Annotated in this window: 23 protein-coding genes; 11 read left to right on the top strand and 12 right to left on the bottom strand. The window is 71.3% G+C overall.

From position 1 onward, the window contains the following. On the top strand, positions 1-400 hold a 400-nt coding region (locus ABZ564_RS19165; protein ID WP_360857449.1), incomplete at its 5' end, for a hypothetical protein. Positions 401-407: 7 nt separating this feature from the next. On the opposite strand, the gene ABZ564_RS19160 is transcribed toward ABZ564_RS19165, so the two are convergent. Further along, positions 408-1061, bottom strand: a complete 654-nt coding sequence (locus ABZ564_RS19160; protein ID WP_360857447.1) for an ATP-binding protein — start codon at positions 1059-1061, stop codon at positions 408-410. Between the two features lie 214 nt (positions 1062-1275). Between ABZ564_RS19160 and ABZ564_RS19155 the strand changes: the two genes are divergently transcribed. The 3 genes from ABZ564_RS19155 to ABZ564_RS19145 all read left to right on the top strand — a co-directional run bounded on the left by ABZ564_RS19155 (position 1276) and on the right by ABZ564_RS19145 (position 2604). Then, on the top strand, positions 1276-2142 hold the full coding sequence (locus ABZ564_RS19155) for a helix-turn-helix transcriptional regulator (RefSeq protein WP_360857444.1): 867 nt from the start codon (positions 1276-1278) through the stop codon (positions 2140-2142). After that, a complete protein-coding gene (locus tag ABZ564_RS19150; protein ID WP_360857441.1) occupies positions 2123-2332 on the top strand; it encodes a DUF397 domain-containing protein in 210 nt (69 codons plus the stop codon). Before ABZ564_RS19155 ends, ABZ564_RS19150 begins: the two co-directional genes overlap by 20 nt. Positions 2333-2406: 74 nt before the next feature. Then, positions 2407-2604 (top strand): DUF397 domain-containing protein, encoded by a 198-nt coding sequence (locus tag ABZ564_RS19145; protein ID WP_360857469.1) that lies wholly within the window; start codon positions 2407-2409, stop codon positions 2602-2604. A 29-nt stretch (positions 2605-2633) separates the two neighbouring features. Here the strand turns inward: ABZ564_RS19145 and ABZ564_RS19140 are convergent, their stop codons facing one another. Both ABZ564_RS19140 and ABZ564_RS19135 read right to left on the bottom strand, forming a co-directional pair. Beyond that, positions 2634-3569, bottom strand: coding sequence for a phosphotransferase (locus ABZ564_RS19140; RefSeq protein WP_360857438.1), 936 nt, complete (start codon positions 3567-3569; stop codon positions 2634-2636). Between the two features lie 4 nt (positions 3570-3573). Continuing rightward, a complete protein-coding gene (locus tag ABZ564_RS19135) occupies positions 3574-6228 on the bottom strand; it encodes an ATP/GTP-binding protein (protein WP_360857435.1) in 2655 nt (884 codons plus the stop codon). A 760-nt stretch (positions 6229-6988) separates the two neighbouring features. On the opposite strand from ABZ564_RS19135, the gene ABZ564_RS19130 reads away from it, so the two are divergent. Then, positions 6989-8185 carry a cell wall protein gene (locus ABZ564_RS19130; protein ID WP_360857432.1) on the top strand — a complete coding sequence of 399 codons (1197 nt, stop codon included), beginning with the start codon at positions 6989-6991 and terminating at the stop codon, positions 8183-8185. 169 nt (positions 8186-8354) lie between these two features. Next, positions 8355-9209 (top strand): methyltransferase domain-containing protein, encoded by an 855-nt coding sequence (locus tag ABZ564_RS19125; RefSeq protein WP_360857429.1) that lies wholly within the window; start codon positions 8355-8357, stop codon positions 9207-9209. A gap of 19 nt (positions 9210-9228) precedes the next feature. On the opposite strand, the gene ABZ564_RS19120 is transcribed toward ABZ564_RS19125, so the two are convergent. Further along, on the bottom strand, positions 9229-9759 hold the full coding sequence (locus tag ABZ564_RS19120) for a nuclear transport factor 2 family protein (RefSeq protein ID WP_360857426.1): 531 nt from the start codon (positions 9757-9759) through the stop codon (positions 9229-9231). Positions 9760-9874: 115 nt separating this feature from the next. Here ABZ564_RS19120 and ABZ564_RS19115 point away from each other — a divergent pair, with 115 nt between their 5' ends. Both ABZ564_RS19115 and ABZ564_RS19110 read left to right on the top strand, forming a co-directional pair. Continuing rightward, the gene (locus ABZ564_RS19115; RefSeq protein WP_360857423.1) at positions 9875-10414 is read left to right on the top strand and encodes a hypothetical protein; all 540 of its coding nucleotides are present in this window, start codon (positions 9875-9877) and stop codon (positions 10412-10414) included. A gap of 116 nt (positions 10415-10530) precedes the next feature. Further along, the gene (locus tag ABZ564_RS19110; protein ID WP_360857420.1) at positions 10531-10680 is read left to right on the top strand and encodes a hypothetical protein; all 150 of its coding nucleotides are present in this window, start codon (positions 10531-10533) and stop codon (positions 10678-10680) included. 168 nt (positions 10681-10848) lie between these two features. On the opposite strand, the gene ABZ564_RS19105 is transcribed toward ABZ564_RS19110, so the two are convergent. Then, entirely contained in the window at positions 10849-11772 is a 924-nt protein-coding gene (locus ABZ564_RS19105; protein WP_360857417.1) for an aminoglycoside phosphotransferase family protein, read from the bottom strand. A 301-nt stretch (positions 11773-12073) separates the two neighbouring features. Here ABZ564_RS19105 and ABZ564_RS19100 point away from each other — a divergent pair, with 301 nt between their 5' ends. Beyond that, a complete protein-coding gene (locus ABZ564_RS19100; protein WP_360857414.1) occupies positions 12074-12661 on the top strand; it encodes a dihydrofolate reductase family protein in 588 nt (195 codons plus the stop codon). Between the two features lie 241 nt (positions 12662-12902). Here ABZ564_RS19100 and ABZ564_RS19095 read toward each other — a convergent pair whose 3' ends face one another. From ABZ564_RS19095 to ABZ564_RS19085, 3 genes are all read right to left on the bottom strand, one after another. Beyond that, entirely contained in the window at positions 12903-13055 is a 153-nt protein-coding gene (locus ABZ564_RS19095; RefSeq protein ID WP_360857411.1) for a hypothetical protein, read from the bottom strand. After that, complete coding sequence (locus tag ABZ564_RS19090; RefSeq protein ID WP_360857408.1) at positions 13052-13309, bottom strand: hypothetical protein; 258 nt, start codon at positions 13307-13309, stop codon at positions 13052-13054. Before ABZ564_RS19090 ends, ABZ564_RS19095 begins: the two co-directional genes overlap by 4 nt. Before the next feature lie 306 nt (positions 13310-13615). Beyond that, positions 13616-14797, bottom strand: coding sequence for a helix-turn-helix domain-containing protein (locus tag ABZ564_RS19085; protein ID WP_360857406.1), 1182 nt, complete (start codon positions 14795-14797; stop codon positions 13616-13618). Positions 14798-14920: 123 nt separating this feature from the next. Between ABZ564_RS19085 and ABZ564_RS19080 the strand changes: the two genes are divergently transcribed. Continuing rightward, positions 14921-15448 carry a flavoprotein gene (locus tag ABZ564_RS19080; protein WP_360857403.1) on the top strand — a complete coding sequence of 176 codons (528 nt, stop codon included), beginning with the start codon at positions 14921-14923 and terminating at the stop codon, positions 15446-15448. A 126-nt stretch (positions 15449-15574) separates the two neighbouring features. On the opposite strand, the gene ABZ564_RS19075 is transcribed toward ABZ564_RS19080, so the two are convergent. The 3 genes from ABZ564_RS19075 to ABZ564_RS19065 form a co-directional block, all read right to left on the bottom strand. Continuing rightward, on the bottom strand, positions 15575-16168 hold the full coding sequence (locus ABZ564_RS19075) for a sugar O-acetyltransferase (RefSeq protein WP_360857400.1): 594 nt from the start codon (positions 16166-16168) through the stop codon (positions 15575-15577). Further along, positions 16161-17558: a sigma-70 family RNA polymerase sigma factor gene (locus ABZ564_RS19070; protein ID WP_360857467.1), complete on the bottom strand. Its 1398-nt coding sequence runs from the start codon at positions 17556-17558 to the stop codon at positions 16161-16163. The genes ABZ564_RS19075 and ABZ564_RS19070 overlap by 8 nt, the downstream gene beginning before the upstream one ends. Positions 17559-17692: 134 nt before the next feature. Next, positions 17693-18394 carry a YciI family protein gene (locus ABZ564_RS19065; RefSeq protein WP_360857398.1) on the bottom strand — a complete coding sequence of 234 codons (702 nt, stop codon included), beginning with the start codon at positions 18392-18394 and terminating at the stop codon, positions 17693-17695. Between the two features lie 222 nt (positions 18395-18616). Here ABZ564_RS19065 and ABZ564_RS19060 point away from each other — a divergent pair, with 222 nt between their 5' ends. Next, the gene (locus ABZ564_RS19060) at positions 18617-20266 is read left to right on the top strand and encodes a cellulase family glycosylhydrolase (RefSeq protein ID WP_360857395.1); all 1650 of its coding nucleotides are present in this window, start codon (positions 18617-18619) and stop codon (positions 20264-20266) included. A 51-nt stretch (positions 20267-20317) separates the two neighbouring features. Here the strand turns inward: ABZ564_RS19060 and ABZ564_RS19055 are convergent, their stop codons facing one another. Next, positions 20318-20920 (bottom strand): dihydrofolate reductase family protein, encoded by a 603-nt coding sequence (locus ABZ564_RS19055; RefSeq protein WP_360857392.1) that lies wholly within the window; start codon positions 20918-20920, stop codon positions 20318-20320. Positions 20921-21189 lie beyond the last annotated feature (269 nt).

Genomic DNA, 21189 nt, shown 5'->3' with positions numbered 1-21189 from the left:
CATCACCCGCGCCGACGGCACGGTGGCCTCGTTCGCCGTGGACACCGTGGAGACGCGGGAGGGGGACCGGCACCCCGCAGACGCTGTAGAGCTCACCTGGCCCGAGACGGAGATGGTGGCCAGATATCTTGCCGACGGCCGAAAACATGACGCTGGTTTCCTGCTCTGGCAGGCGGGCGCCTCTTACTCCGCCCCGGAGATCGTCAAGGCTGTCGGCTCCTGCCGCACGGCTGGCCTGGACGAGGCCGCCGAGGCGATACTGCTCAATGTCGCTGAACGGAGGGACAGACAGGCCGTGCTGAACGTCGCGGCAGCTCTCGGCGACGCCGGCCGGCACGAAGATGTCACCTTCATACTGACTGCCGCGATACGGGCCCCGAGGGACCCCGCACACAGCTGACGCACCGCTACGCCGCCCCAGTCACGCGCCCTGGGCAAGCCTCCGCCTCGTATTCGTAATGCATCTGCGCCCTGTCCAGCAGGCCGTCCGGATCACCTCCCCGGGCGGCCACCCAGTGCAGGAGGTCGGCGATGAGACCAGTGGCAGATTCCTCTAGAACGCGGTCAGCAAGGCTTCCCAGGAGCGGCTGAACCCCGGCATCACGCCGGTACTCCGCCAAGACCGACTCAGCTCTGCGCACCTTGCGGCAGTGCGGTGCCGGCGCGGCTGACAGCTCGCACCACACAGCCTTGCCTGTCGCCGTCAGCAGGGTCCCCCAGTCGACCGCCATGCCGGCGAGCAGATGCAACCCCCGGCCACACTCGTCATCGCAGGCTGCCGACCTGAGGACCGGAACGTGAAAGCTCTTGTCGTGGAGCTCGATCCGCAACCGGTCGCCCGACACCTCGAGCACCAGCGTGGCGGCAGCCCCGCGCCCCACGTGCTTGATCACGTTGGCGGCCAGCTCACTCGCCACCAGTTCAGCCTCGTCAGCGACCGCCGGCAAACCCCAGCAGTCAAGCTGCCCCCTCACCACCCTCCGCAGATCCCTGACAGCCGCAGGCGCGGCCTCGAACGGCAGCACGCTCCGGAACCGGGAACTGTTGTCGCGCCCTGGCATGCGCTCTCCCTCCTCGCACCACACAGCCGCGCACCTAGCGTGCACCCTTGACGACGCTGCGTGGCCACAGAGGCGAGTATGACAGTGAGAAATCTTGTTGTGTAACTTCTCATCTATCTCGTTGGGGTGAATCCGCTGTAGCGCAACTCGGCTCGCCCGTAGCCTCATTGGCGCTGTCGGCGTGCGCTCCGGCGGCAGACGAAAGGACTCCCTCATGTCAGCCAGGGCCACAACCCGCCGTCGGCACCTCGGAGCGACCATGCGGAAGCTGCGCGCCCGCGCGGGAATGACACTGGAAGAAGCAGGGCAGCTCGTCGGCGTATCCAAGGCCACCATCAGCCGGTATGAAACGACCGAGGGGCCGGTCAAGTGGCTCGTGATCGACGCCCTTTGCCGCGAGTACGGAGCGAAGGACCCCGAGCGCGGAGCCATCGTGGCTCTGGCGAAGGACTCCAAGCAGCAAGGCTGGTGGAGTTCGTTCGCTGACCACATCCCCGAGACGATGAACCTCATGCTCACCCTTGAGGACGAGGCGGTGCGCGAGGACCACTTCTCCTGCGTGTACGTTCCAGGCCTTCTGCAAACGCGGCGATACACGACCGCCCTCCAGCAGGCCAACGAAATGCGCCGGTCCCCCGAGGAGATCGAACGCCTCGTGGACATTCGCATGCGCCGTCAGGAGATCCTCGAACGCCCCGCCGCCCCACATCTGTGGGCCATCCTTGACGAGTCGGTCCTGCGCCGGGTGATGGGGTCGCCAGCCATCATGCGCGAGCAGCTCAGCCACCTGCTCGCCAGCAGCAACTCAGGGAACGTGACCCTGCAGGTTCTTCCCTTCTCCCGCGGGGCCCACTGCGCCGCGCTGGGCAGCTTCGTCATCATCGGCGGTGCCGAACCCTCGCTGGACGTGGTGTACGTGGACCTCCATGTCGGATCCGTCTTCATGGAGAAGGAGGAGGAACTTGACCGCTACCGGCTTGCATTCGAATACCTGCGCGCACAAGCCTTGGACATCGAAGCTTCGCGTGAGCTGATCAGCCGTGCCAAGGAGGACCTGGAAGATGCGAACGACGAACACTGAGGTACCAGAGTCCGCGTGGTTCAAGTCGTCGTACAGCGGAGGCAACGAGACCGAGTGCGTCGAGGCCGCGTTCATCGGCGACGGTGCTGCCGTACGGGACAGCAAGCAACCGAGACAGGGCCAGTTCCGCGTACGGGCCACCGCCTGGAGCGACTTCGTGAGCTCGGTACGCAAAGGAGCCCTGAGGTGACGCAGCAGTCCGCACCCGTGCGAGCAGGCACCAAGCCCGCCATCCTTCACCGCGCGACTGTGCCGGGAGCCATGATGGGATACGAAGAGGGCCTCCAGTGGTTCAAGTCGTCGTACAGCGGTGGAAGCGGTACAGAGTGCGTCGAAGCCGCGCTGCTCGGCGACGGTGCTGCGGTGCGGGACAGCAAGCGGCCGAGGCGCGGACAGTTGCGCGCACAGGCCGCCGCTTGGAACGACTTCGTACGTTCGGTGTGCCGGGGCGAGCTGGAGTAAGCCAGGGTCCGCTCAGCGTGGCTGCTCCCTCACCCCAGGACCTCCGCCGCTCCCTCCACAGATTCCACGAACTTGATCATCTCCAAGTGATATCCGCTCTTCCCGGCATCCGGGAAGCGGATGTTGTGGCGGTAGTACCGGTGGAACGCGATGATCAGCGCCGCATGAACGATCTCGGTGGGAAGCGCCCGCCTGTCCTGGTCAGTGAGGGGCCGGACCTGCTCGTAACCCCCGACCAGAGCTCGAAGACGCTGCGGTGACAGTTCACCGTCCTCCTGGGCGAGGCCCACTGCCGCCATTCCGAGGTCCAGCAGCGGGTCATCGAGTGAGACGGTCTCCCAGTCGAGGAAAGTGAGCCGCCCGTCGGCCCCCACGATGATGTTGTCGTCGAAGAGGTCGCCGTGAGTGATCGTCCGCGGCCGTCGGGTGGCTGCCTCGATGCGGTGGACACGAGCGAACTGGTCACCCAGCCAGTCGGAGAAGGCGCGATCCGGGAACTCAGGAACGAGGGACTCCTGTTCCGTCGAGAGACGCCGCGTGCCGACAGGGATATCGCTCAGGCCGGGTGTTCCGGTGGGGAGCGCGTGCAGATCGGCGAGGATGCGGCCGGCCTCCGGCAGCATCCCCTCCGGCAACGGTTGTTCCACCGTGCCGTCCGCCCATGCCTTCAAGATCACCGGCCGATCACCGAAGACGGTGATGGCCGATCCATCGACGGCCGGAACAACCGACACGGTGGGTACGCCCAGCAGAAACAGTCCCTGCGTGTGAGCAGCCAGGGCTTCGGCGCTGCTCACATCGTGGTTGTCGAGAACGGTCAGGACGAACTCGCCGGTGTCACTGACGACGTGGAAGCTGGAGTTCGCCGCACCACCGGGCAACGGAGCAAGCCGATGACCCGTGAGTCCGTAGCGCTCCGCTACGACTGCCAGGTCGATCTGCTCCAGCGTGGTGTACTTCGCCACCTGCTCATTCTCCTCTGATAGCGGCAGCCTCCCGGCGCCGGTCCTCGACGATGGCCACCCAGCGTGCTCGGACAGCGGCCTGCCCGTCCAGCCACTGGGCGCGGGGAAGCCCGGCCGGCGGCTCCTCGTCGGCCATCAGATACGAAAGCTCCGCCAGATAGGCGAACTCTTCTCCTCGCACGCATTCTCGCAAGCGCGCCCTCGCCCCGGCCAGCAGAACCGGCTCCCCGATCACCAGGAAATGGAGGCAGACCGCGAGACGAATGTAGGCGAGCGACGAGGTCAGCCCCGCCTCGTTTGCCCGCCCCACCGCGTCTTCGGCACGCTGGGGCACGTCCGCAGCAACTCCCGCGTCCCGTACGAGGGAAGCGATGGATGTCTGGAGTTCTGCCCAACGGATGGAGACTCCACCAAGCATCCGCTCGGCTCGGGCGATCTGTTCAGCCGATCGGGCACGGTCTTGGAAGGCCGCGGCGAACGCAAGACATGCCTGGGACAGCGCGGCCTCACCCGGCTGGTCGAGGTCCAGGGCCTCGTCGCGGCCCGCGGCGTAGGACGAGCAGGCCGGCCCGATGTTCCCCTGCGTCCACCAGAGGTCGCCGCGGGCCCGGTCGGCCCGGCCCTCCGGGCCCAGACGGTCTACTGCGGCCCGTACACGTTCGAAGCGGCCGACACGGCGGGCCAGGTGCACGAGCCCCCGTGCGGCTGTGGGAGCGAGACGTCCGCCCCCATCGGCCACCTGCCGCATGCCGTCCAGGGACGCGTCGAAATGGCCCAGGTCCCGCTCGCACTCGGCGAGGAAGTAGCGGGGCAACTCCAGCAGTTGTTCGGGGAGGTGACCGTCGGCGAGAACAAGGCGCAGTTGCTCCGCCGTCCGGCTGCGGTGCACACGTTGGCGTTGGGCAATCGCCGAGAGCGCCACGCCCAAGGCTTCGGCAGGAGAACTGTCCGCTGCCCCGTCCGCCACCCGGGCCGGGAGTTCGAGGGGCTCCCAGACGAAGTCGTCCACGTACCGATACGCGGCATCCGCCAGCCAGCCCAGATCCAACTCGTAGTCACGAGCCAGGCGCAATCCCTGGCGCAGCGCCGAGACGAGCCTTGCGCGGTCGTCTCCGGCCACCTCACGCCCAAGCGCGGCGAACGCCCGGCCGGCCGCGCGCTTCCAGTCTCCTTCGCTCCACCGGTCCTCGCTCGTATCGTCGGCCTCCCGCACGGCGTCACGGACGAGTCCGTGCAGCTGGTACGGCCACGGCGCGCCGGAGTCGGTCTCGACGAAGGGGCGCTCGACGAGGTCCAGAGCCGGGGCGTCATGATCGAGCCCCGCGGCGGCGGTGGCCAGCTCGGTCGAGAAGGAGTCGAGAAGGCTCACCGCGCGGAGCACGCGGCGCACTTCCGGGGAGAGATCGCGGAACGTACGCGCGACGAGTGCGGGAAAGCCGAGGTTGAACTCGTCGGGCGCCGGGGCGCGGCCATAACGGCGGTAGAGGTCGAGAAACCGCATCACCGCAAGATCCAGGTACAGCGGGAGACCGTGGGAATTGGCCGTGACGACGTGCCGGGTGCGGTCGTCCATCAGGGGCCTTCCGGCCAGGGTCAGCCGTTGGCACAAATACGTCTCGCAATCAGCTGCCGAAAGGTATCCGACGGCGTGCTGGCGTGGTTCGCCGGCGGTGCCGCCCGCCAGCAACGGCCAGCATCCCGGCCCCGCCCAGTCCAGCTGACCCTCGAGCATGTGGTCGGCCCATTGAAGGCGATTGCGCCCGGTGATGATGAACAGGGCGTTCGGCATGAGCCACACCACGCGTTGGATCAGCCGCTCCAGATCGCGGTGCACCCGGTCACCGACGTCCTCGAAGGTGTCGAGAAGAACCACGAGCGTAGGGCGCCTCTTCTGCGGTACGCGGCTGAGGTCCCAGGCGAGGAGGTGGGCGTAGAAGCTCAGTGCGTCGAGGTCCGGCTCCGCTTCCAGAAGGTCGGCGAGGCGTCGGCACCCGGCGAGAGCACGCACGTTCTGCCGGTGGTCACGCAGCGCGCGGACGACAGCTCCCACGCTCTGCCCGACCACAGAGCCCGCAGTGCCCGGCATGGCCACCGCCTGGGCGACGTCGGCAAGCACCGATTGCATCTGACCCGGCAATGACCCGACCCCTGGGAAGCGGCTGAACCACGCGCGACGCCTCAGGTACTCGTCGACCGGCTCCCCGGGGTGATTGCGTTCCCAGTATCGCTGAAAGGCGAGGTCGAAGGCCGGCATCGGTTGCCCCAGCCCCGAGACCGCCAGTCTCAGCGCCAGGATCAGGGACTCGAAGTCGGCGCCGGATTCATTGGAGAGGTCGACCCGTACGGGTAACACCGGACCGACCAACGGGCTCAGGGGAGGCCATTCTCCGGCACGCTCCGTGGGGGCCGCCAAGTGCTCGGCAAGGCCTCGCGAAAGCGTCGACTTGCCGATGCCGCCGACCCCGTAGAAGACGAGGACATTGCGGCGGGGCGCTTCCAGGTCCTCCACGTCGAACCCGGGCTGTCGCACCCATCGAGTGTGGAGGGTGAGGGTTTCTGCCACAGTGGCCCACTCGTCCCGCCGATCAGCGAAGTAGTCGACTGCCTTCAATTCCCGGTCGTTCGACCTGAACAACGCGCGCAGATCGGGTCGGGACATGTGTGACCCCCAAAATCGGCTTCTCGACTCGCTTACCTCAACAGCATTCTCGGACAGTGGTCAAGTGTGCGTGGAACGTGACCGGTCGCCCGGGCGCGCAGGTGCCGCGCCTGGCCTTCAAACGGGGGTTGTGGGCTCAATCCGCCCCCGGCCGGCAGCCGGTCGGCCTGCAAGACACCCCCTCACCGGCGGCCGCCCGGTCGCCCCGCGGAACGGCGATCGTCCCCGCGACGGCGAACTGCCTTGGCCTGCCGCGCACTCGTGCGGAGAAGCGTCCCGCGCCCACATGCCGGCACAACACCGGAGAGGGGCAGACACGCCCTGCGGATCGCCTACGCGCCAGGAGTCGGGCGACCGGGCCTGCGGCGGACTGCGAGCCACGCCCTGATCGTGCCCTCCCGCCAGACGGGGGAACGACCGAACTGATCGTCGGGGAGCGGGAAGTCCGCCGGCCTCAAGCAAAGGCCGCCGGCCACGCGCTTGCGCGTGCGCTTGAGATACAGGCGGACAGTGGCGGCCGTGATCCCCGCGGCTTCCGCGACCCCCCCGGTGTCAAGCAGTCGCTCGGGTGGGGTACCCATGTCTCTCCTTCGCCCGTGCCGTGAGGGCAACGATACCGAGGGGCCACCGGGCGGCTGCATGTTCGTTGTCGAATTTTCGCAAGCCGCCACTTAACCGACCTCGCCATGGGATCATTTTTTTGAAGGTCCCCGTGCCCCCGCGCTCCTGCCGCGGCCTGCTCATCTCCCCCTGGACTGTGATGCCTCGTATCCCCGGCGCGGCCCCGAGCCGCGTCTCCCACCCCTGCCCCGATCCCCGCTGGCAGCCCGTTCCCGCCTCGATACAGGAGGTCGCGGCGACCGCTGCCCGTCATGCTCAGCCCCGGGCCTGGCTGCGTGCTGTGGTGTGGCTGGTGGAGGAGGCCCGGATCCATCCGAAGGCGGGCGAGACGACGTTACGCATCGCGCGGGAGCTGGCGCGGCGGATGGACTACATCGAGGGAACCGTCCTGTACGACCTCAACGGGACAGCCGCACGCTGCGCGCTGTCCAGAGCGACGGTCAAGCGGCACGTCGCCTACCTCCGGGAGCTGGGGTGCCTCGCCTGGGCCCGCCACGGGTCACGACGCAACCTCCGGCTGCCCGGGCGGGCGTACGCGGGTACGGCGACGGTCTACGCGGCCACCATCCCGTACGCCTACGACCGGGCGCACGGCCACCGCGTCGGCGGTCAGGGCTTCAGGGCCCGGGTGGTCGGGGTGCCGGTGCCGCCCGCCGGAAACACCGGGGCGGAAAGGACGGGTCGCCGTGGGCGTGAGCCCCAATCTCTCGACGCCCGACCCCGTACAGGCGCAGTTGAGGTGAGAGAGAGGTTGAAAGACACCCCGCGCAGGCGCGCGAGGGCGCGGACCACCCGCCGGGGAGGCAGTTCGGCACCGCGGAGCCCGATGCAGGTCGCCGCCGACATCCGGATCGCCGCCCGCGTCCGGCCGCTCGTCCCGTGGACGCAGAGCGAAGGGCTGCGCCGACTCGCCTACGCACTGCGGCCGTTGATCGACGAAGGGCTCAGCACGCATGACGTAGCCGCCGAGTTGACCTCCTGGTGGCTCACCTGGCGCCCCGCCAACCCCGCCGCGTACATCACCGCGCGGCTCCGCGACCGGGCATCCGCCTCGCCGCACGACGACTTGCCGGCCGACGCCCATCCGCAGGCCGCCGACCCCACCGGCAACGCCGCATGGCAGGCATGGCTTCAGCAGCGCGCCGAGACTACGGAGTTCGGCGAGAAGCAGCGCACCGACGACGACCGCCGCTACGCCCGCCTCTACAGCTGGGACCGCTGGGAGGAGGTCGCCGCCCACTACGCCACCGACCCCGACGACGCCCTGGACCTCTACGGAACCCGCCTGTGCGGGTACGCGGTCAAACGCGCATCGAGCGGTTGGCGCAGGCCGTGAGAGGGGCGCGCCGCGCCATGGCCCGTACAGCCCTGCCCGAGCGCACCACCGCCGTGCACCATGCGGACCCTGTCAGCAGGGTCCGGGACCCACGCCCCGGCGCACGGCAGTGCGGACACGTCCGCCGGTCAAGGCGCAGCCTCGGGCGGCCGTCTGTAGGGTGCCGCAGATGACTACGACATCCGCGTCGCCCAGCTCCGCCGCCGACGCCGCCGAGGCGTTCCTGCGCGATTTCCACGACACCGCCCCCGGGCAGCAGTCGGTCGGCGTGCAAGGCGCCCCGCTCGCCGACGGCCGTACGGGTTACCAGGTGCTGGCCGCAGAAGTCGCCGGAGCGCGTCGCGTGCTCGATCTGGGATGCGCGGACGGGGCCCTGCTGGAGGTGCTGAGGGCCGCCGGGGCCGGGGAGTTGGCCGGGATCGACCTCTCGGAGCGGGAGCTGGCGCTGGCCCGGGCGCGCCCCGCCCTCCGCGGCGCGGATCTGCGGCGGGGGCGGGCGCAGGAGCTGCCCTTCGCCAACGGCTCCTTCGACGCCGTGGTGTCGCACATGGCGCTGATGCTGATGCACGACGTGGACCGGGTGGCGGCGGAGGCGGCCCGGGTGCTGGCCCCCGGCGGCCGGTTCGCCGTCGCCGTCTCGGGTGGGGCGGTCGAGGGACAGGCCGTGCGCCTGTTCCTGGAACTCGCCCGCCCCTACTTCAGGGCGACCCCGCCCGAGCGGTCCCTGCCGCGGCTCGGCAGCGGCAGGCTCCTCAGCCGCGAGACCTTGGACGAGCTGCTCGGCCCGGCCGGGTTCGCGCCGGTCAGCTGGGACACCGTCGTGCTGGAGATGGGCGGCACCCCGGAGGAGATCTGGGTCGCCACCACCCGGTCCTTCTACAACATGGTGGAGCTCGACCGGGAGCAGACCGCGAGCCTGCGCGCCGAGTTCTTCGCCGCCGTCCCGGCTCTGCTGGATGCCGACGGCCGCGCCCCCGCGGGCACGCGGCTCAACATCGCGACCACCCGTCTGCAGGCGACCTGAGCGTCACGGGCCGGGCCCGTCAGGGCCGGGCCGCCGACACCTCCCGCCCCGTCGACTCCCGTACACGCGCCGCCGTCCCCGCCGGCAGCACCGGCGGCTGCCCCGTCGTCCAGACGGCCCGCACCTCCATGCGGCTGATGCGCCAGCCGCTGTCGGTGCGCCGGAGGCGGCCCTCGTACACCCCGCCCACCGTGAAGAGCGGATCGGCGCCCTCGCCGCGCGCGCGGAGGGTGGAGTCGCGGTGTACGTGGGTCATGTGGGCGTTCCAGGAGGCGTCGGCCGTCCGTGCTCCCGGCTCGGTGCGGACGAGGACGTCGGAGGAGAGGTGCAGGGTGGCGGCGAAGCGGCCGACGGCCTCTTCCATGTGGCGTACCGCTTCGGCGCCCTCGGCCACGCCCAGCGGTGTCGACGCCCGCAGGTCATCGGTGAAGTAGGCGTCCGCCCAGCCCTCGTCGAACCCGCGCTCGTCCAGCATGCGGAAGAAACCGCTGATGAGGGTGGTGATGTCGAAGTGGTCCTGGGCGTTCGCGGTGGTGCTCGTCCGGTTCATGACTCGATCGTGCGACCTCGACCTAACTTGAGGTCAAGAGGCGTTACGGGCTCCGCCGAGGCCCGGTGCGGGGATATGCTCCGGCAACACTCCGGATCGGTCCCAAGGGAGCACCATGGCGCGACCCTTGCTGTTCCTGGACGTCGACGGTCCCCTGAATCCGTACGCCGCGCAGCCCGAGAGGCGCCCTGCGGGATACACCACGATCCGCGTTCCCCGGGACGGCATCGGTACGGACTCCGCCACGCCCCGGATCCACTCGAAGCCGCTGAGGGTCTGGCTCAACGCCGGCCATGGACCGGCACTGTTGGCGCTCGGGTACGAGTTGTGCTGGGCCACCACCTGGATGGGCGATGCGAACCGGTGGATCGGGCCCGTGCTCGGTCTGCCGACGCTTCCGTTCGTCGACTTCGGTGACGCCTTGTTCCGCGAGCGCCCCGACGGTGTGCACTGGAAGACGGAAGCGCTGATCGCGTACGCCGAAGACCGGGCCTTCGCCTGGGTGGACGACGAGCAGAGCGAGGCCGATCACACGTACGTCGGTGCCCGCCACCCGGCCCCCGCGCTCCTCCACCACGTCAATCCGCGCATTGGACTGCGGGACGACGACTTCACCGCGCTCGCGGCGTTCGCCGCCTCTGCCGGCACGGCCTGAGCAGGCCCGATCCGCGATCGAGCCCCAACCGTGCTTCCCACGGAGCCACTGGCCGGCAACCACGGGGTATCAGCGTGGGGCCGCCCCACAGCCCCTCCAGCAGAGCGGGGGACGCCATGCTCCTGATCGTTTCGATCGTGGCCGTACTCGTCGTAGCCGTCGCCGCCTGTCTCATCGTCCTCCGGCGCCGTGGCGGAGCCGGCGAACGCGGGATGGCGCAGCAGGGGCACGCGCGGAGCCAGGGCATGGGGCCGTACGGGGGCTGAGCCCGCCCGCCACGGGCCGGGCCGGAGCTCCGGTCACCGTGGGCTGTCGGCGGTCACGGCGCTCTGACCGATGTACGACTCCGAGGGTCGCCGCCGTCCGACCCGCGTACGGTGTCGGCGGTTGCCGCGCCCCGTCACGTACGCCGCCGGCGGCCGCGAGCAGGAGGATCACCGTCCCACCGAAGCGACCAGCCGCTCCAGCGCCCTCCGGGCCGGCGGCCCCCACGTCGGCTTCCCGTTGGGCAGGCCCCGGTCGCCGTCGTCCGCGACCAGGAGGGCTCCCATCGCGCGCAGGACCGCCCAGCCGCGGGCGCGGCGCAGAGTCGCTGCGTCCGGGCCAGGGCCGTAGGCGGCGTGGAAGCGGTCGGCGGCGTCGTCCGGGAGCAGGGTCCAGACGGCGGAGAGGTCACAGGCCGGGTCGCCCGCGAAGAGGTCGCCGAAGTCGATGACGCCACAGAACGTGCCGCGGTCCGTCAGCACGTTGGCGGGATGCAGGTCGCCGTGGAGCCACAGCGCTGGGCCCGTCCAGTCGGGGGCGGCGACCGCGTCCTCCCACACCTCGCGGATGCCGTCCGGGTCGGGGATCAGGCCCCGCTCGGTGACCGAGGCGAGGGCGTGCGCGAAGTGTTCCGCGTACGGGGCGAGCGGCCCGCCGCGCCCCCGGCCGGCCGGTGCTCCGGCCGGGGCCGGGCGGTGCAGGGCCGTGAGGAACCCGGCCAGCGTGCCGGCCGCCTCCTCGCCACGCGTCACCGGAGCACGGTCGGCCGGTTCGCCCGGCACCCAGGTGGTGACCAGCCAGGTCCGTGGGAACCGCTCGGACGGTACGCCCAGGCGCTGCGGTACGGGGACCGGCAGCGGGAGGCCCGGGGCCAGGCCGGGCAGCCAGGCGTGCTCCTTGAGCAGCAGCTCGTCCGCGGCCTCCGTCGCCCACGGCAGCCGTACGGCGAGCTCCTCCCCCAGCCGCCACAGCTGGTTGTCCCACCCGCGCGCCCCGAGGCTCAGGGGGTGGCCGGCCAGGTCGGGGTGCTGGTCGCGGAGGAGTTCGCGGATCAGGTCGGCGGTGATGTGGGTGGGGCTGTGGGTGGAGGTCATGCGGGGCCACTGTAGCCGTGCGGGGTCGGCGAGTTGGGGGCGAACGGACTCCTCTGCCGACCGGGCTGCTCCTCCGTCGCGCGCGCCAGCACACAGGTGTTGCCGATGCCGGGTGCCCCCGTGGAAGGAGAACGGCTTCAGCTCGTCGTCGCGCCTGGAGCAGCACGAAGCGGTGGGGTGGCAACCTGGGCCGTCTCTTCGGGATCAGCGCGTCGCCCGGAAGAGGACGCCGCCTCGGCCGATGAGGGCCGCTCCCGCGGAGTCGGCCTCGATGACGCACGCACGCGGAGGGGAGCAGCACATGGGACAGCTCGTCGTGGTCGACTTCGTCTCCTTGGACGGCGTCATGCAGTCGGTCCTCTCGGCCGACGAGGACCGGGACGGTGGATTCGATCGAGGCGGCTGGGCACTGCCCTATGTCGACGAGACGGTGGAGCGGTTCATGAGCGAGGCCACGGCTGGTGCCGGAGCCCTGCTCCTGGGCCGCAGGACATACGAGATCTTCGCCGCCACGTGGCCGCACGCCGACATGGACGACCCCGCGGTGGCCGCGATGAACGCGATGCCCAAGTACGTGGCTTCCCATTCGGTCAGGGAGCTGAGCTGGGCGAACTCCATCCTTCTGGGCGCCGATCCGGCGGAGGAGGTCAGCCGTGTCAAGGCCGCCTCCGAGAGCGACACGGTGGTGCTGGGCAGCGGCGGGCTGCTCGGAACCCTGATCGAGCACGACCTCGTCGACGAGTACCGGCTGCTGGTGTTTCCTCTCGTCCTGGGCAGCGGCAAGCGGCTCTTCGCCGAGGGCACGACCCCTCACCGCCTGACGCTCACCGCCACGCAGCCGACAGCGTCCGGCGTCCTGATCACCACGTACCGCCGCGCCGAAGGCTGAGGGTGGGGATCACCTCGCTGCCCTGCTGGAGATGGCGGCCAGGCCTCCCCGCGCGTGCGGGGAGCAGACCGCCGACATCTGCTTTGTAAGAGCAGAGTTGGAACCCTCCCCGCGCATGCGGGGAGCAGTCGTTCGGAAGCCACCGGTTCAGGTTGAGCGTGGGACCACCCCCGCGCGCGGGGAGCAGGAGTGTCCCTGCCAGCCCCGGCGCCACCGTCGGCCTCGGGGACGGGCAGGGGGATCAGCGGGTCGGGTAGGACGGCGGGTGGCTCGGCGAGCGGCGGCACGGCGTCTTGCACAGGACGACGATGCGGGCCGGGCCGCTCGCCCCCTCGATCGGGTAGCGCGTCGCGGTCTCCTCGGTCAGGGCGCGGTCGCAGCGGTGGCACCTCATGCCGACACCTCGGCGTACGGGTTCCCGGGAGCGGGGCTTACCCGGAAGAAGGCGGTGGTGGTGGCTCGGCAGCCGCGGTGGGTCGGGTTGCTGCCGGTGTGGCGCAGTGCCCAGTCCTCGGGGCTCGTCCGCTCCTCGCCGGCATCCGAAGCGGCATCGCACGTCGTGCACTCCAGCTCGTAGACCGGCCCGGACGCGCCCGGGGTCTGGTCCAGGGCGATCGTCCAGTCGGCATGGCGGATCACAGCACGCACGGGCTCGCCTCCCCCTCGCGGACAGCACAGGCAGCAGGGTCTCCGCAGGCCCGCGGGAACCAGGAGTACGCAGCCCCGCCGGCCGGGCGGGCGCGCTGCTCGCCGAGGTCCAGGTCGTCACCGACCCTGAGCGGGTGCCGACACCAGACGCAGCGCCATCCACGCTGCTGATGCTCGGACAGGCTGGTCACTGGTGGCAAAACTCTCGCAATCATGGCGGTCCCCGGCTCGTCGCTGATCGGTGAGACGAGGGTGCCAGGGCGCGACGGGCACAACGCTCACAGATTTGTGAGCGCTGTGAGCGGCCTACAGGCCGAGCCAGGTAGCCATGCCGACGAGGGATTCAGAGGTCCGGCGGCGGGTGTGGAGCAGCCCGGTCACCGTCTCACGGGTCCGCGGGTGGTAGCGGGTCTGCTCCGGGGCCGTACGCCGCGCTGCCACCAGGTGCTGCAACGAGGCGTCCAGATGCCCGGTCTCCATCTCCACCAGCGCCCTGTCCACCAGGTACCGGGACCGCCGTGACGTCAGCGTCGCCGCCGGGAGTTTCACGGCGCGGGCCTGGCGCAGGGCGTCGTCGTACTGGCGCATGGTGATGGCCGCACCCATCTCGTGAAGGATCACGTTCATCTGCCCGAAGCTGAGCCAGTGCACCTCGGGGGCCTCACCGCCGACGCGGTCAGCCAGCTCGCGCGCCGCAGCGATGTGCCGTTCCACGGCGCCGCTGTCCCCAGCCCGCGCGGCCACCGCCGAAGCTCCGAGGTGCAGTTGCCCCGCGACGGCCAGTCCTTCCCGGGACGTCTGGTCGGCGACGAGAACCTGGCCGGCCTCCACCAGGCGCCGGCCGAGCCCCTGCTCGGCCTCGGCGTGCCCGAGCGCCCTGCGGTACTGACGGATCGCAGCGAGGCACGGGTCCGAGGCACGGCCGGCCGCCCACCCCATGCGGTCGAGGGCGACGACGGCGAGGTCCGGGAAGCCGAGCTTCACGGCAATGTCGTGGGCCGTGCGGTAGGCGGACGCAAGGGCGCGCCACGTCTCAGTCGTCGGCGCGGTGGTGGCGGCGAGGGTCAGGTCGCTGATGACGTCCGGCAGGGCGTGGGCCGCTTTACGGAGGTGCGTCGCCCGCACTTCCTGGCAAAGACGGTCCGCGTCGAGCACCAGCTCGGCCACCGGGCGCGCAGGCGTGCGTTCGCCCGGGTCGAGGTCGTACAGGGCGAGGGATTCGCGGATCGGGTGTACCAGGGCGGCGAGGCGCCCGTGCTGCGTATCGGTCACGTGCGGCGGTCCGGTGAGGAGAGTGGTGTCGATCCCGAGGGCTGCAGCCACAGCGGCGGTGAACGCGGCTGAGGCCACCCGGGCTCCGCACTCCACCTGATTGAGCAGGCTGTACGAGTACGGGAGCCGCTCCGACAGCTCGCGCTGGCTGAGGCGGGCGAGCCGGCGCTGCTCCTTGATGCGATCGCCTGTGCGGCTGTCGTCGGGTGTGGGCATACCGGTACCTCGTTCCTGACTCGTCCTCCGGAACGGTACCCGCGCGCCTCTGCGCAGGCCCCCGTGTCGTCCCCGATTCCCTCCGGTTCGGGGGCGGTTGCCTGTGTGTGGTCGGATGGCGACATGACGACTCTGTATCTGTTCGGCTCGGCCGCGCCGCCGGTGTTCGAGGTGGCCGGTGTCATCGAGGAGGCGCAGGGGCGGGGCTGGGATGTGTGCCTCGGCCTGACATCGACAGCAGCCCGCTGGCTGGAGAAGGACGTGCCCGAGCTGGAGCGCCTCACAGGGCACCCTGTGCGGTCGGAGTACAAGCTTCCCGGACAGCCGGACGTATGGCCCAGGGCGGACGTCATCCTGCTCGCCCCCGCCACCTTCAACACGATCAATCAGTGGGCCCTCGGGATCACGTCGGCGTTCGTTGTCGGGGTCGTCGCCGAGGGCATCGGCAAGCGAATTCCGACGGTGACGATGCCGTGCGTGAACACTGCCTACGCGCAGCACCGCGCCCTGGACCGGAGCATCGCCGAGCTCCGGGGCATGGGGGTCGGCGTGCTGTACGGGCCGGGCGGGTTCGAGCCGAACCCGCCCGGCGAGCGCCGCCCCTATCCGTGGCACCTCGCCCTTGACGCGGTTGCCCGCCACGTGGAGTGACCCGGTGTCTGCCCCGGAACGCAAGGGCGCCCCCGCCGGCCGAAGCCGCGGCAGCCGCCTCGTCGGCGGGATCGTGTTCCTGGCGACGGCGCCCACCGCCCCGGGCCCGGGCGTCCGGTAAGCCCCCTACGCGCGCTCGGCGAGGTCCGCGTCCGTGATGGGCCGGACCACCCGGCACGGCGTACCGAGCGCGACGCTCATCGCGGGGATGCTGCGGCTGACCACGCTGCCCGCGCCGATGACCGAGCCGTAGCCGATGCGGACGCCGGGCAGGACCACGACGTTGCTGCCGATCCACACCTTGTCCTCGATCACGATCGGTTCGGAGAACCGGCCGAAGTCCGCGCGGCGCGCGGGGTGGAGCGGGTGTCCGGTCGTCGTCAGGGTCACGCTCGGGGCGATCATGACGTCGTCGCCGATGCGGATGTCGACGTCGTCGACGAACGTCAGGTTCGCGTTGCCGAAGAAGTCGTCGCCGATGTGGACGTTGCTGCCGAAGGCGGCGTGGAACGGGGCCTGCAGGGCCGTGCGTTCACCGACCGAGCCGAAGATCTCGGTCAGCAGCGACCGCCGTCGCTCCGTGTCGCCCGGGGGCGTGTGGTTGTACGCGAAGATCTCGTCCTCGCGGCGGCGGTGGGTCAGGAAGGCCGCCTCGGTCTCGGTGTAGACGAGGCCCTTGGCGATCCGGGCGCGTATCTCGTCGTGGCCGGCGTCAGTCATCGTGCGGTGTTCCCTTCGTCGGGTGCCCCAGCTCGGTGAGGCGGCGAGCGTACTCCTGGGCGATCGCCGCGTTCGGGGCCGCCGCCCTCGCGGCCTCGTACATCGCCGTCGCCTCCCGCGTACGGCCCAGGCGGCGCAGCGCGTCCGCGCGGACGGCGGCCAGGGCGTGGTGTCCGGCCAGTTCCTTCGGCGTGCCGAGCGCGTCGAGGGCGTCCAGCTGGGCCCGCGGGCCGTCGCGCATGCCGAGGGCGACGGCGCGGTTGAGGGCGACGACCGGGTTCGCCCGCAGGGCGAGGAGCCGGTCGTACAGGGCCGTGATCGCCGCCCAGTCGGTCGCGGCGGCGTCCGGGGCGAGGGCGTGCTGCGCGGCGATCGCGGCCTGGAGCGCGTAGGGGCCGGCCGCGGGAGACGCCTCCCGGACCAGGGCCGCACTCTCGGCGACCAGCGCCGCACCCGAAACGACGCCCTCCCCCACCCGCGCCGCACCCGAAACGACGCCCTCCCCCACCCGCGCCGCACCCGCGACGGCGCCCTCCCCCACCCGCGCCGCACCCGCGACGGCGCCCCCGCCCAGCAGCGCCTCGCGGGCCAGGGCGGCGCCCTCGGTGATCAGTGCGCGGTCCCACAGCGAGCGGTCCTGGTGCTCCAGCGTGACCAGGCGGCCGTCCGCGTCGAGCCGGGCGGCGCGGCGGGAGTGCTGGAGCAGGAGCAGGGCGAGGAGTCCGCGCGCCTCGGGCTCGTCCGATGTCTCGGCCGTGACCAGCCGGGCGAGGCGGACGGCCTCCTCGGCGAGCCGGTCGCGGGTGGTGCTGCCGTCGCTCGGCGCGTAGCCCTCGGTGAAGATCAGGTAGAGCACGGCGAGGACCCCGCCCAGCCGTTCGGCGCGGGCGCCGGGCGGCGGGACGCGGTACGGGATGCCGGCCGCCGCGATCTTCCGCTTGGCGCGCAGGACGCGCTGCGAGACGGTGTCCTCGCCGACCAGGAACGCGCGGGCGATCTCGCGCGTGGTGAGGCCGCCGACCGCGCGCAGGGTGAGGGCCACCCGGGCTTCGAGCGGGAGCGCCGGGTGGCAGCAGGTGAAGATCAGCCGGAGGCGCTCGTCGCCGGGCGGCGCCGGTTCGTACGCCTCCTCCAGCGCGGCCGCCTCGGCGATCTTGTCGCGCTCCGCCGTGCGGCGGCGCAGTACGTCGACGGCGCGGCGCCGGGCGGCGGTCACCAGCCACGCGCCCGGCTTGCGCGGCACCCCGTCGCGCTCCCAGGCCGGCAGGGCGCGGGCGAACGCGTCCTGCGCGCAGTCCTCGGCCAGCTCCCAGTCACCGGTGAGGCGGACGAGCGTGCCGAAGACGACGCCCCACTCGGCGCGGTGGGCCGCGGCGAGCGCCGCGCGCACCTCCGCGGGCCCGGTGCTCCCGGCGAGCGCCACCGGTACCTCCGCCGACCCGGTGCTCCCGGCGAGCGCCGCCCGCGCCTCCCCGGGCCCCGCCCCGCCGGCAAGCCCCGCCCGCGCCTCCCCGGGCCGGGTGCTCACGAGAAGTCGCTCCGGAACTCCCGCAGTTCGACCGCCCCGGACCGGGCCATCGGGCATCGCGCGAGGTACTCCGTCGCCTGCTCCCGGTCGCCGTCGACGAAGACGAGGCCGGTGACCCACTCCGGCACGTCGGTGTACGCCCCGTCGGTGATGAGGAGTTCGCCCCCGCGACGGCGTACGAGGGTGGCGTCCTCGACGGGGCTCAGGTGCTCGCCCCCGAGGTAGCGGCCGGACGCCAGGCCGTCGCGCACCCAGTCGGCCACCGCGGCGGGTTCCGGGGTGAAGGGCGGGGCGCCCGGGTCGGTCCGCATGATCGCGAGGAAGCGGGAGGCGGGGGCGTCGCCCTCGTGGGGGACGTTGTCCGTGCCCGGGCCGTGGTCGAGCGGTTCGACCGGGCGGATCTCGATGCGCCCGGCGGTCGCCATCGGGTGCGAGGCGGCGACCTCGATCGCCTCGTCCAGGTCCGCGGCCTCCAGGAGGTCGTACCCGGCGATCCACTCGGCCGTCTCGGCGAAGGGGCCGTCGGTGACCAGGACATCGCTCCCGCGGACGCGCACCGTGCTCGTCTCCTCGACGGGCTCGAGCGGCATGCCCTCCAGCCGGACGCCGCGCCCGTTCCACTTCTCGACCCATGCCTCCGGGTTCTCGTCGGTGCGCTCCCCGGCGGGGTCCGTGGCGATGAACAACACGTACTTCATGAGCGTTCTCCCTGCTGCCGTTCCGAACGTTTCACGAAGACGACGAACGGCGTCCACCGAATCCGACAGTCCGACGAGAAAAGTTCGAAGTCGGCCTCCGCCAAACCGAGTCGTCCGATCTATTGACGTGCCCCTGACTGAATGGCTTCATGGATGCGCACCGGTGTGGGAGCGCTCCCACACCGGTGGTCCGCCCCTCCTCCTCCCCCACCTGGAGCCGCAGTGAGTACAGCGAGACATACGGCGAAGAGTCCCGCCACCGTCATCCTCACCGTCCTGGCCACCCTGCTCGGGTTCCTCGCCCTCGGCGGCCTCGCCCCCGCGCAGGCCGCCCCCGCCGCCACCGGTCTGCACATCAGCGACGGCCGCCTGGTCGAGGGCAACGGCAACGACTTCATCATGCGCGGCGTCAACCACGCCCACACCTGGTACCCGGGCGAGACCCAGTCGCTGGCCGACATCAAGGCGACCGGCGCCAACACCGTCCGCGTCGTGCTCTCCGACGGCCACCGCTGGAGCGAGAACGGGCCCGACGACGTCGCCGCGATCATCGCCCAGTGCGAGGCGAACCGGCTCATCTGCGTGCTGGAGGTGCACGACACCACCGGATACGGGGAGGACTCCGCCGCCGGCACGCTGGACCACGCGGCCGACTACTGGATCGGCCTGAAGGACGTCCTCGCCGGCCAGGAGGACCACGTCATCATCAACATCGGCAACGAGCCGTGGGGCAACACCGACCCGGCCGGCTGGACCACCCCCACCATCGCCGCGGTCAAGAAGCTGCGCGCCGCCGGGTTCGCGCACACGATCATGGTGGACGCGCCCAACTGGGGCCAGGACTGGCAGGGCGTCATGCGGGACAACGCCCAGGCGGTCTACGACGCCGACGCCACCGGCAACCTGCTCTTCTCGATCCACATGTACAGCGTCTACAACACCGCCCAGAAGGTCACCGACTACCTGAACGCCTTCGTGGACGCCGGACTGCCGCTGGTCATCGGCGAGTTCGGCGGCCCCGCCGACCAGTACGGCGACCCGGACGAGGACACCATGATGTCCGAGGCCCAGCGCCTCGGGCTCGGCTGGATCGCCTGGTCGTGGAGCGGCAACACCGACCCGATCCTCGACCTGACCATCGGCTTCGACCCGGCCCGGCTCAGCTCCTGGGGCGAGCGGATCTTCCACGGCGCCGACGGCATCGCCCAGACCTCCCGCGAGGCCACGGTCTACGGCGGCGCCTCCGAGGACACCGAGGCCCCGACCGCCCCGGGCACCCCGGCCGCCTCCGCCGTGACCGACACCTCCGCGACCCTGGCCTGGGCCGCCTCCTCCGACAACGTTGCCGTCGCCGGCTACGACGTCGTCCGCGTCGACGGTGCCACGGAGACCACGGTCGCCTCGTCGGCCTCCGCCGGCGTCACCGTCACCGGCCTGAGCGCCGGCACCGCGTACTCCTTCGCGGTCTACGCCCGCGACGCGGCCGGCAACCGTTCGGAGCGCTCGGCCGCGGTGCGTGTCACCACGGACGAGGGCTCCACCACGCCCGCCGGCAGCTGCGCGGTCGGTTACAAGGTCGTCGGTGAGTGGCAGGGCGGCTTCCAGGGCGAGATCACCATCCGCAACACCGGCACCGCCGCCATCGACGGCTGGACGCTCGGGTTCTCCTTCGCCGACGGCCAGACGATCACCAACATGTGGGGCGGTACGCCCACGCAGACCGGCGGCTCGGTGAGCGTCGTACCGGCCTCGTACACCTCCACGATCGCCCCGAACGGCTCGGTGACCGTGGGCTTCACCGGCAGCCGGAGCGGTGCGAACGCCGCCCCGGCCGCGTTCACCCTCAGCGGCGCGGCCTGCGCGGCCGCCTGACACGGAGCCGGCCGGTGGGGGTTTTCGCCCCTGCCGGCCGGCGCCCCGTTCTCAGCCGGTGACGGCGGCGCGCTCGTACGTCAGGTACGCCGCGCCGCTCCCCAGGACCGTGTGGTCCGCGAGGGACCAGGCGGCCGGCTCGAACGCCGCCTTCCGCCCGAACAGCGGGATGCCCGCCCCGATCGTCGTCGGGCTCAGCTTGAGGATGAGCCTGTCGATCTCCCCGTAGAGGGAGGCGGCCAGCTCGCCGCCGCCGACGAGCCAGATGTCCTTGCCGTCCTCCTGCTTCAACTCCCGTACGCGCGCGGCGGGATCACCCGCGACGACCTCCACGGCCGGATCGGGGCTCTCGCCCAGGGTGCGGGAGAACACGAGGTGCCGCAGGTGCGGGTAGGCGTCCGTGAGACCGGCGTCGAGGCCGACCTGGTACGAGCGGCGGCCCTCCAGGACCGTGTCGAAGCGCGTGCCCTCCGCCGTCACGCCGAGCGCGGCCCGCGCCGGGCCGGGAAGCGTCTCCGGGTATTCGGCGATCAGGTGCTTGAGGTAGTCCTCCGGGATGGGCCAGAAGCCGTCGGGGCCGCTGGGGTCGGAGCCGTCCGGGCCGGCGATGAAGCCGTCCAGGGTCGCGGCGATGAAGTACACGAGCTTGCGCACGTACGGCCTTTCGTCCGGGGCGGCCTCCGTACGTCGGGGCCGTCGGCCGCCATGGTCGGACGGACGGCCGCGGCAGGCAAGGGGAATCTGGGGCTCCCGGTGCGTGGGCCGCGAGGGGCCGACGGCCGCGGGAGGTGTCGGAGCAGGCGACGGGTGTGCGGTTCGGCTTCTCCGCGCCCCGTTGACCGTTACTGCTCCGGTAGCTCCGCAAGGGCCCTTCTCCCCCAGGGATTTGGATAAAGTGCCGTGTCCACAGCAGCGGCTCTCCG

Origin of the sequence: Streptomyces sp. NPDC019224, from assembly GCF_040632605.1 — a bacterium.
GTDB lineage: Bacteria > Actinomycetota > Actinomycetes > Streptomycetales > Streptomycetaceae > Streptomyces.
The sequence above is the reverse complement of the archived record's forward strand: the minus strand, read 5'-3'. Positions and strand labels throughout refer to the sequence as shown.

Excerpts from the sequence above, each read along its gene's own strand:
- ABZ564_RS19160 (WP_360857447.1), bottom strand. The coding sequence starts at position 1,061 with ATGCCAGGGCGCGACAACAGTTCCCGGTTCCGGAGCGTGCTGCCGTTC.
- ABZ564_RS19155 (WP_360857444.1), top strand. The coding sequence starts at position 1,276 with ATGTCAGCCAGGGCCACAACCCGCCGTCGGCACCTCGGAGCGACCATG.
- ABZ564_RS19150 (WP_360857441.1), top strand. The coding sequence starts at position 2,123 with ATGCGAACGACGAACACTGAGGTACCAGAGTCCGCGTGGTTCAAGTCG.
- ABZ564_RS19145 (WP_360857469.1), top strand. The coding sequence starts at position 2,407 with ATGGGATACGAAGAGGGCCTCCAGTGGTTCAAGTCGTCGTACAGCGGT.
- ABZ564_RS19135 (WP_360857435.1), bottom strand. The coding sequence starts at position 6,228 with ATGTCCCGACCCGATCTGCGCGCGTTGTTCAGGTCGAACGACCGGGAA.
- ABZ564_RS19130 (WP_360857432.1), top strand. The coding sequence starts at position 6,989 with ATGCCTCGTATCCCCGGCGCGGCCCCGAGCCGCGTCTCCCACCCCTGC.
- ABZ564_RS19125 (WP_360857429.1), top strand. The coding sequence starts at position 8,355 with ATGACTACGACATCCGCGTCGCCCAGCTCCGCCGCCGACGCCGCCGAG.
- ABZ564_RS19120 (WP_360857426.1), bottom strand. The coding sequence starts at position 9,759 with ATGAACCGGACGAGCACCACCGCGAACGCCCAGGACCACTTCGACATC.
- ABZ564_RS19115 (WP_360857423.1), top strand. The coding sequence starts at position 9,875 with ATGGCGCGACCCTTGCTGTTCCTGGACGTCGACGGTCCCCTGAATCCG.
- ABZ564_RS19110 (WP_360857420.1), top strand. The coding sequence starts at position 10,531 with ATGCTCCTGATCGTTTCGATCGTGGCCGTACTCGTCGTAGCCGTCGCC.
- ABZ564_RS19105 (WP_360857417.1), bottom strand. The coding sequence starts at position 11,772 with ATGACCTCCACCCACAGCCCCACCCACATCACCGCCGACCTGATCCGC.
- ABZ564_RS19100 (WP_360857414.1), top strand. The coding sequence starts at position 12,074 with ATGGGACAGCTCGTCGTGGTCGACTTCGTCTCCTTGGACGGCGTCATG.
- ABZ564_RS19095 (WP_360857411.1), bottom strand. The coding sequence starts at position 13,055 with ATGAGGTGCCACCGCTGCGACCGCGCCCTGACCGAGGAGACCGCGACG.
- ABZ564_RS19085 (WP_360857406.1), bottom strand. The coding sequence starts at position 14,797 with ATGCCCACACCCGACGACAGCCGCACAGGCGATCGCATCAAGGAGCAG.
- ABZ564_RS19080 (WP_360857403.1), top strand. The coding sequence starts at position 14,921 with ATGACGACTCTGTATCTGTTCGGCTCGGCCGCGCCGCCGGTGTTCGAG.
- ABZ564_RS19075 (WP_360857400.1), bottom strand. The coding sequence starts at position 16,168 with ATGACTGACGCCGGCCACGACGAGATACGCGCCCGGATCGCCAAGGGC.
- ABZ564_RS19065 (WP_360857398.1), bottom strand. The coding sequence starts at position 18,394 with ATGAAGTACGTGTTGTTCATCGCCACGGACCCCGCCGGGGAGCGCACC.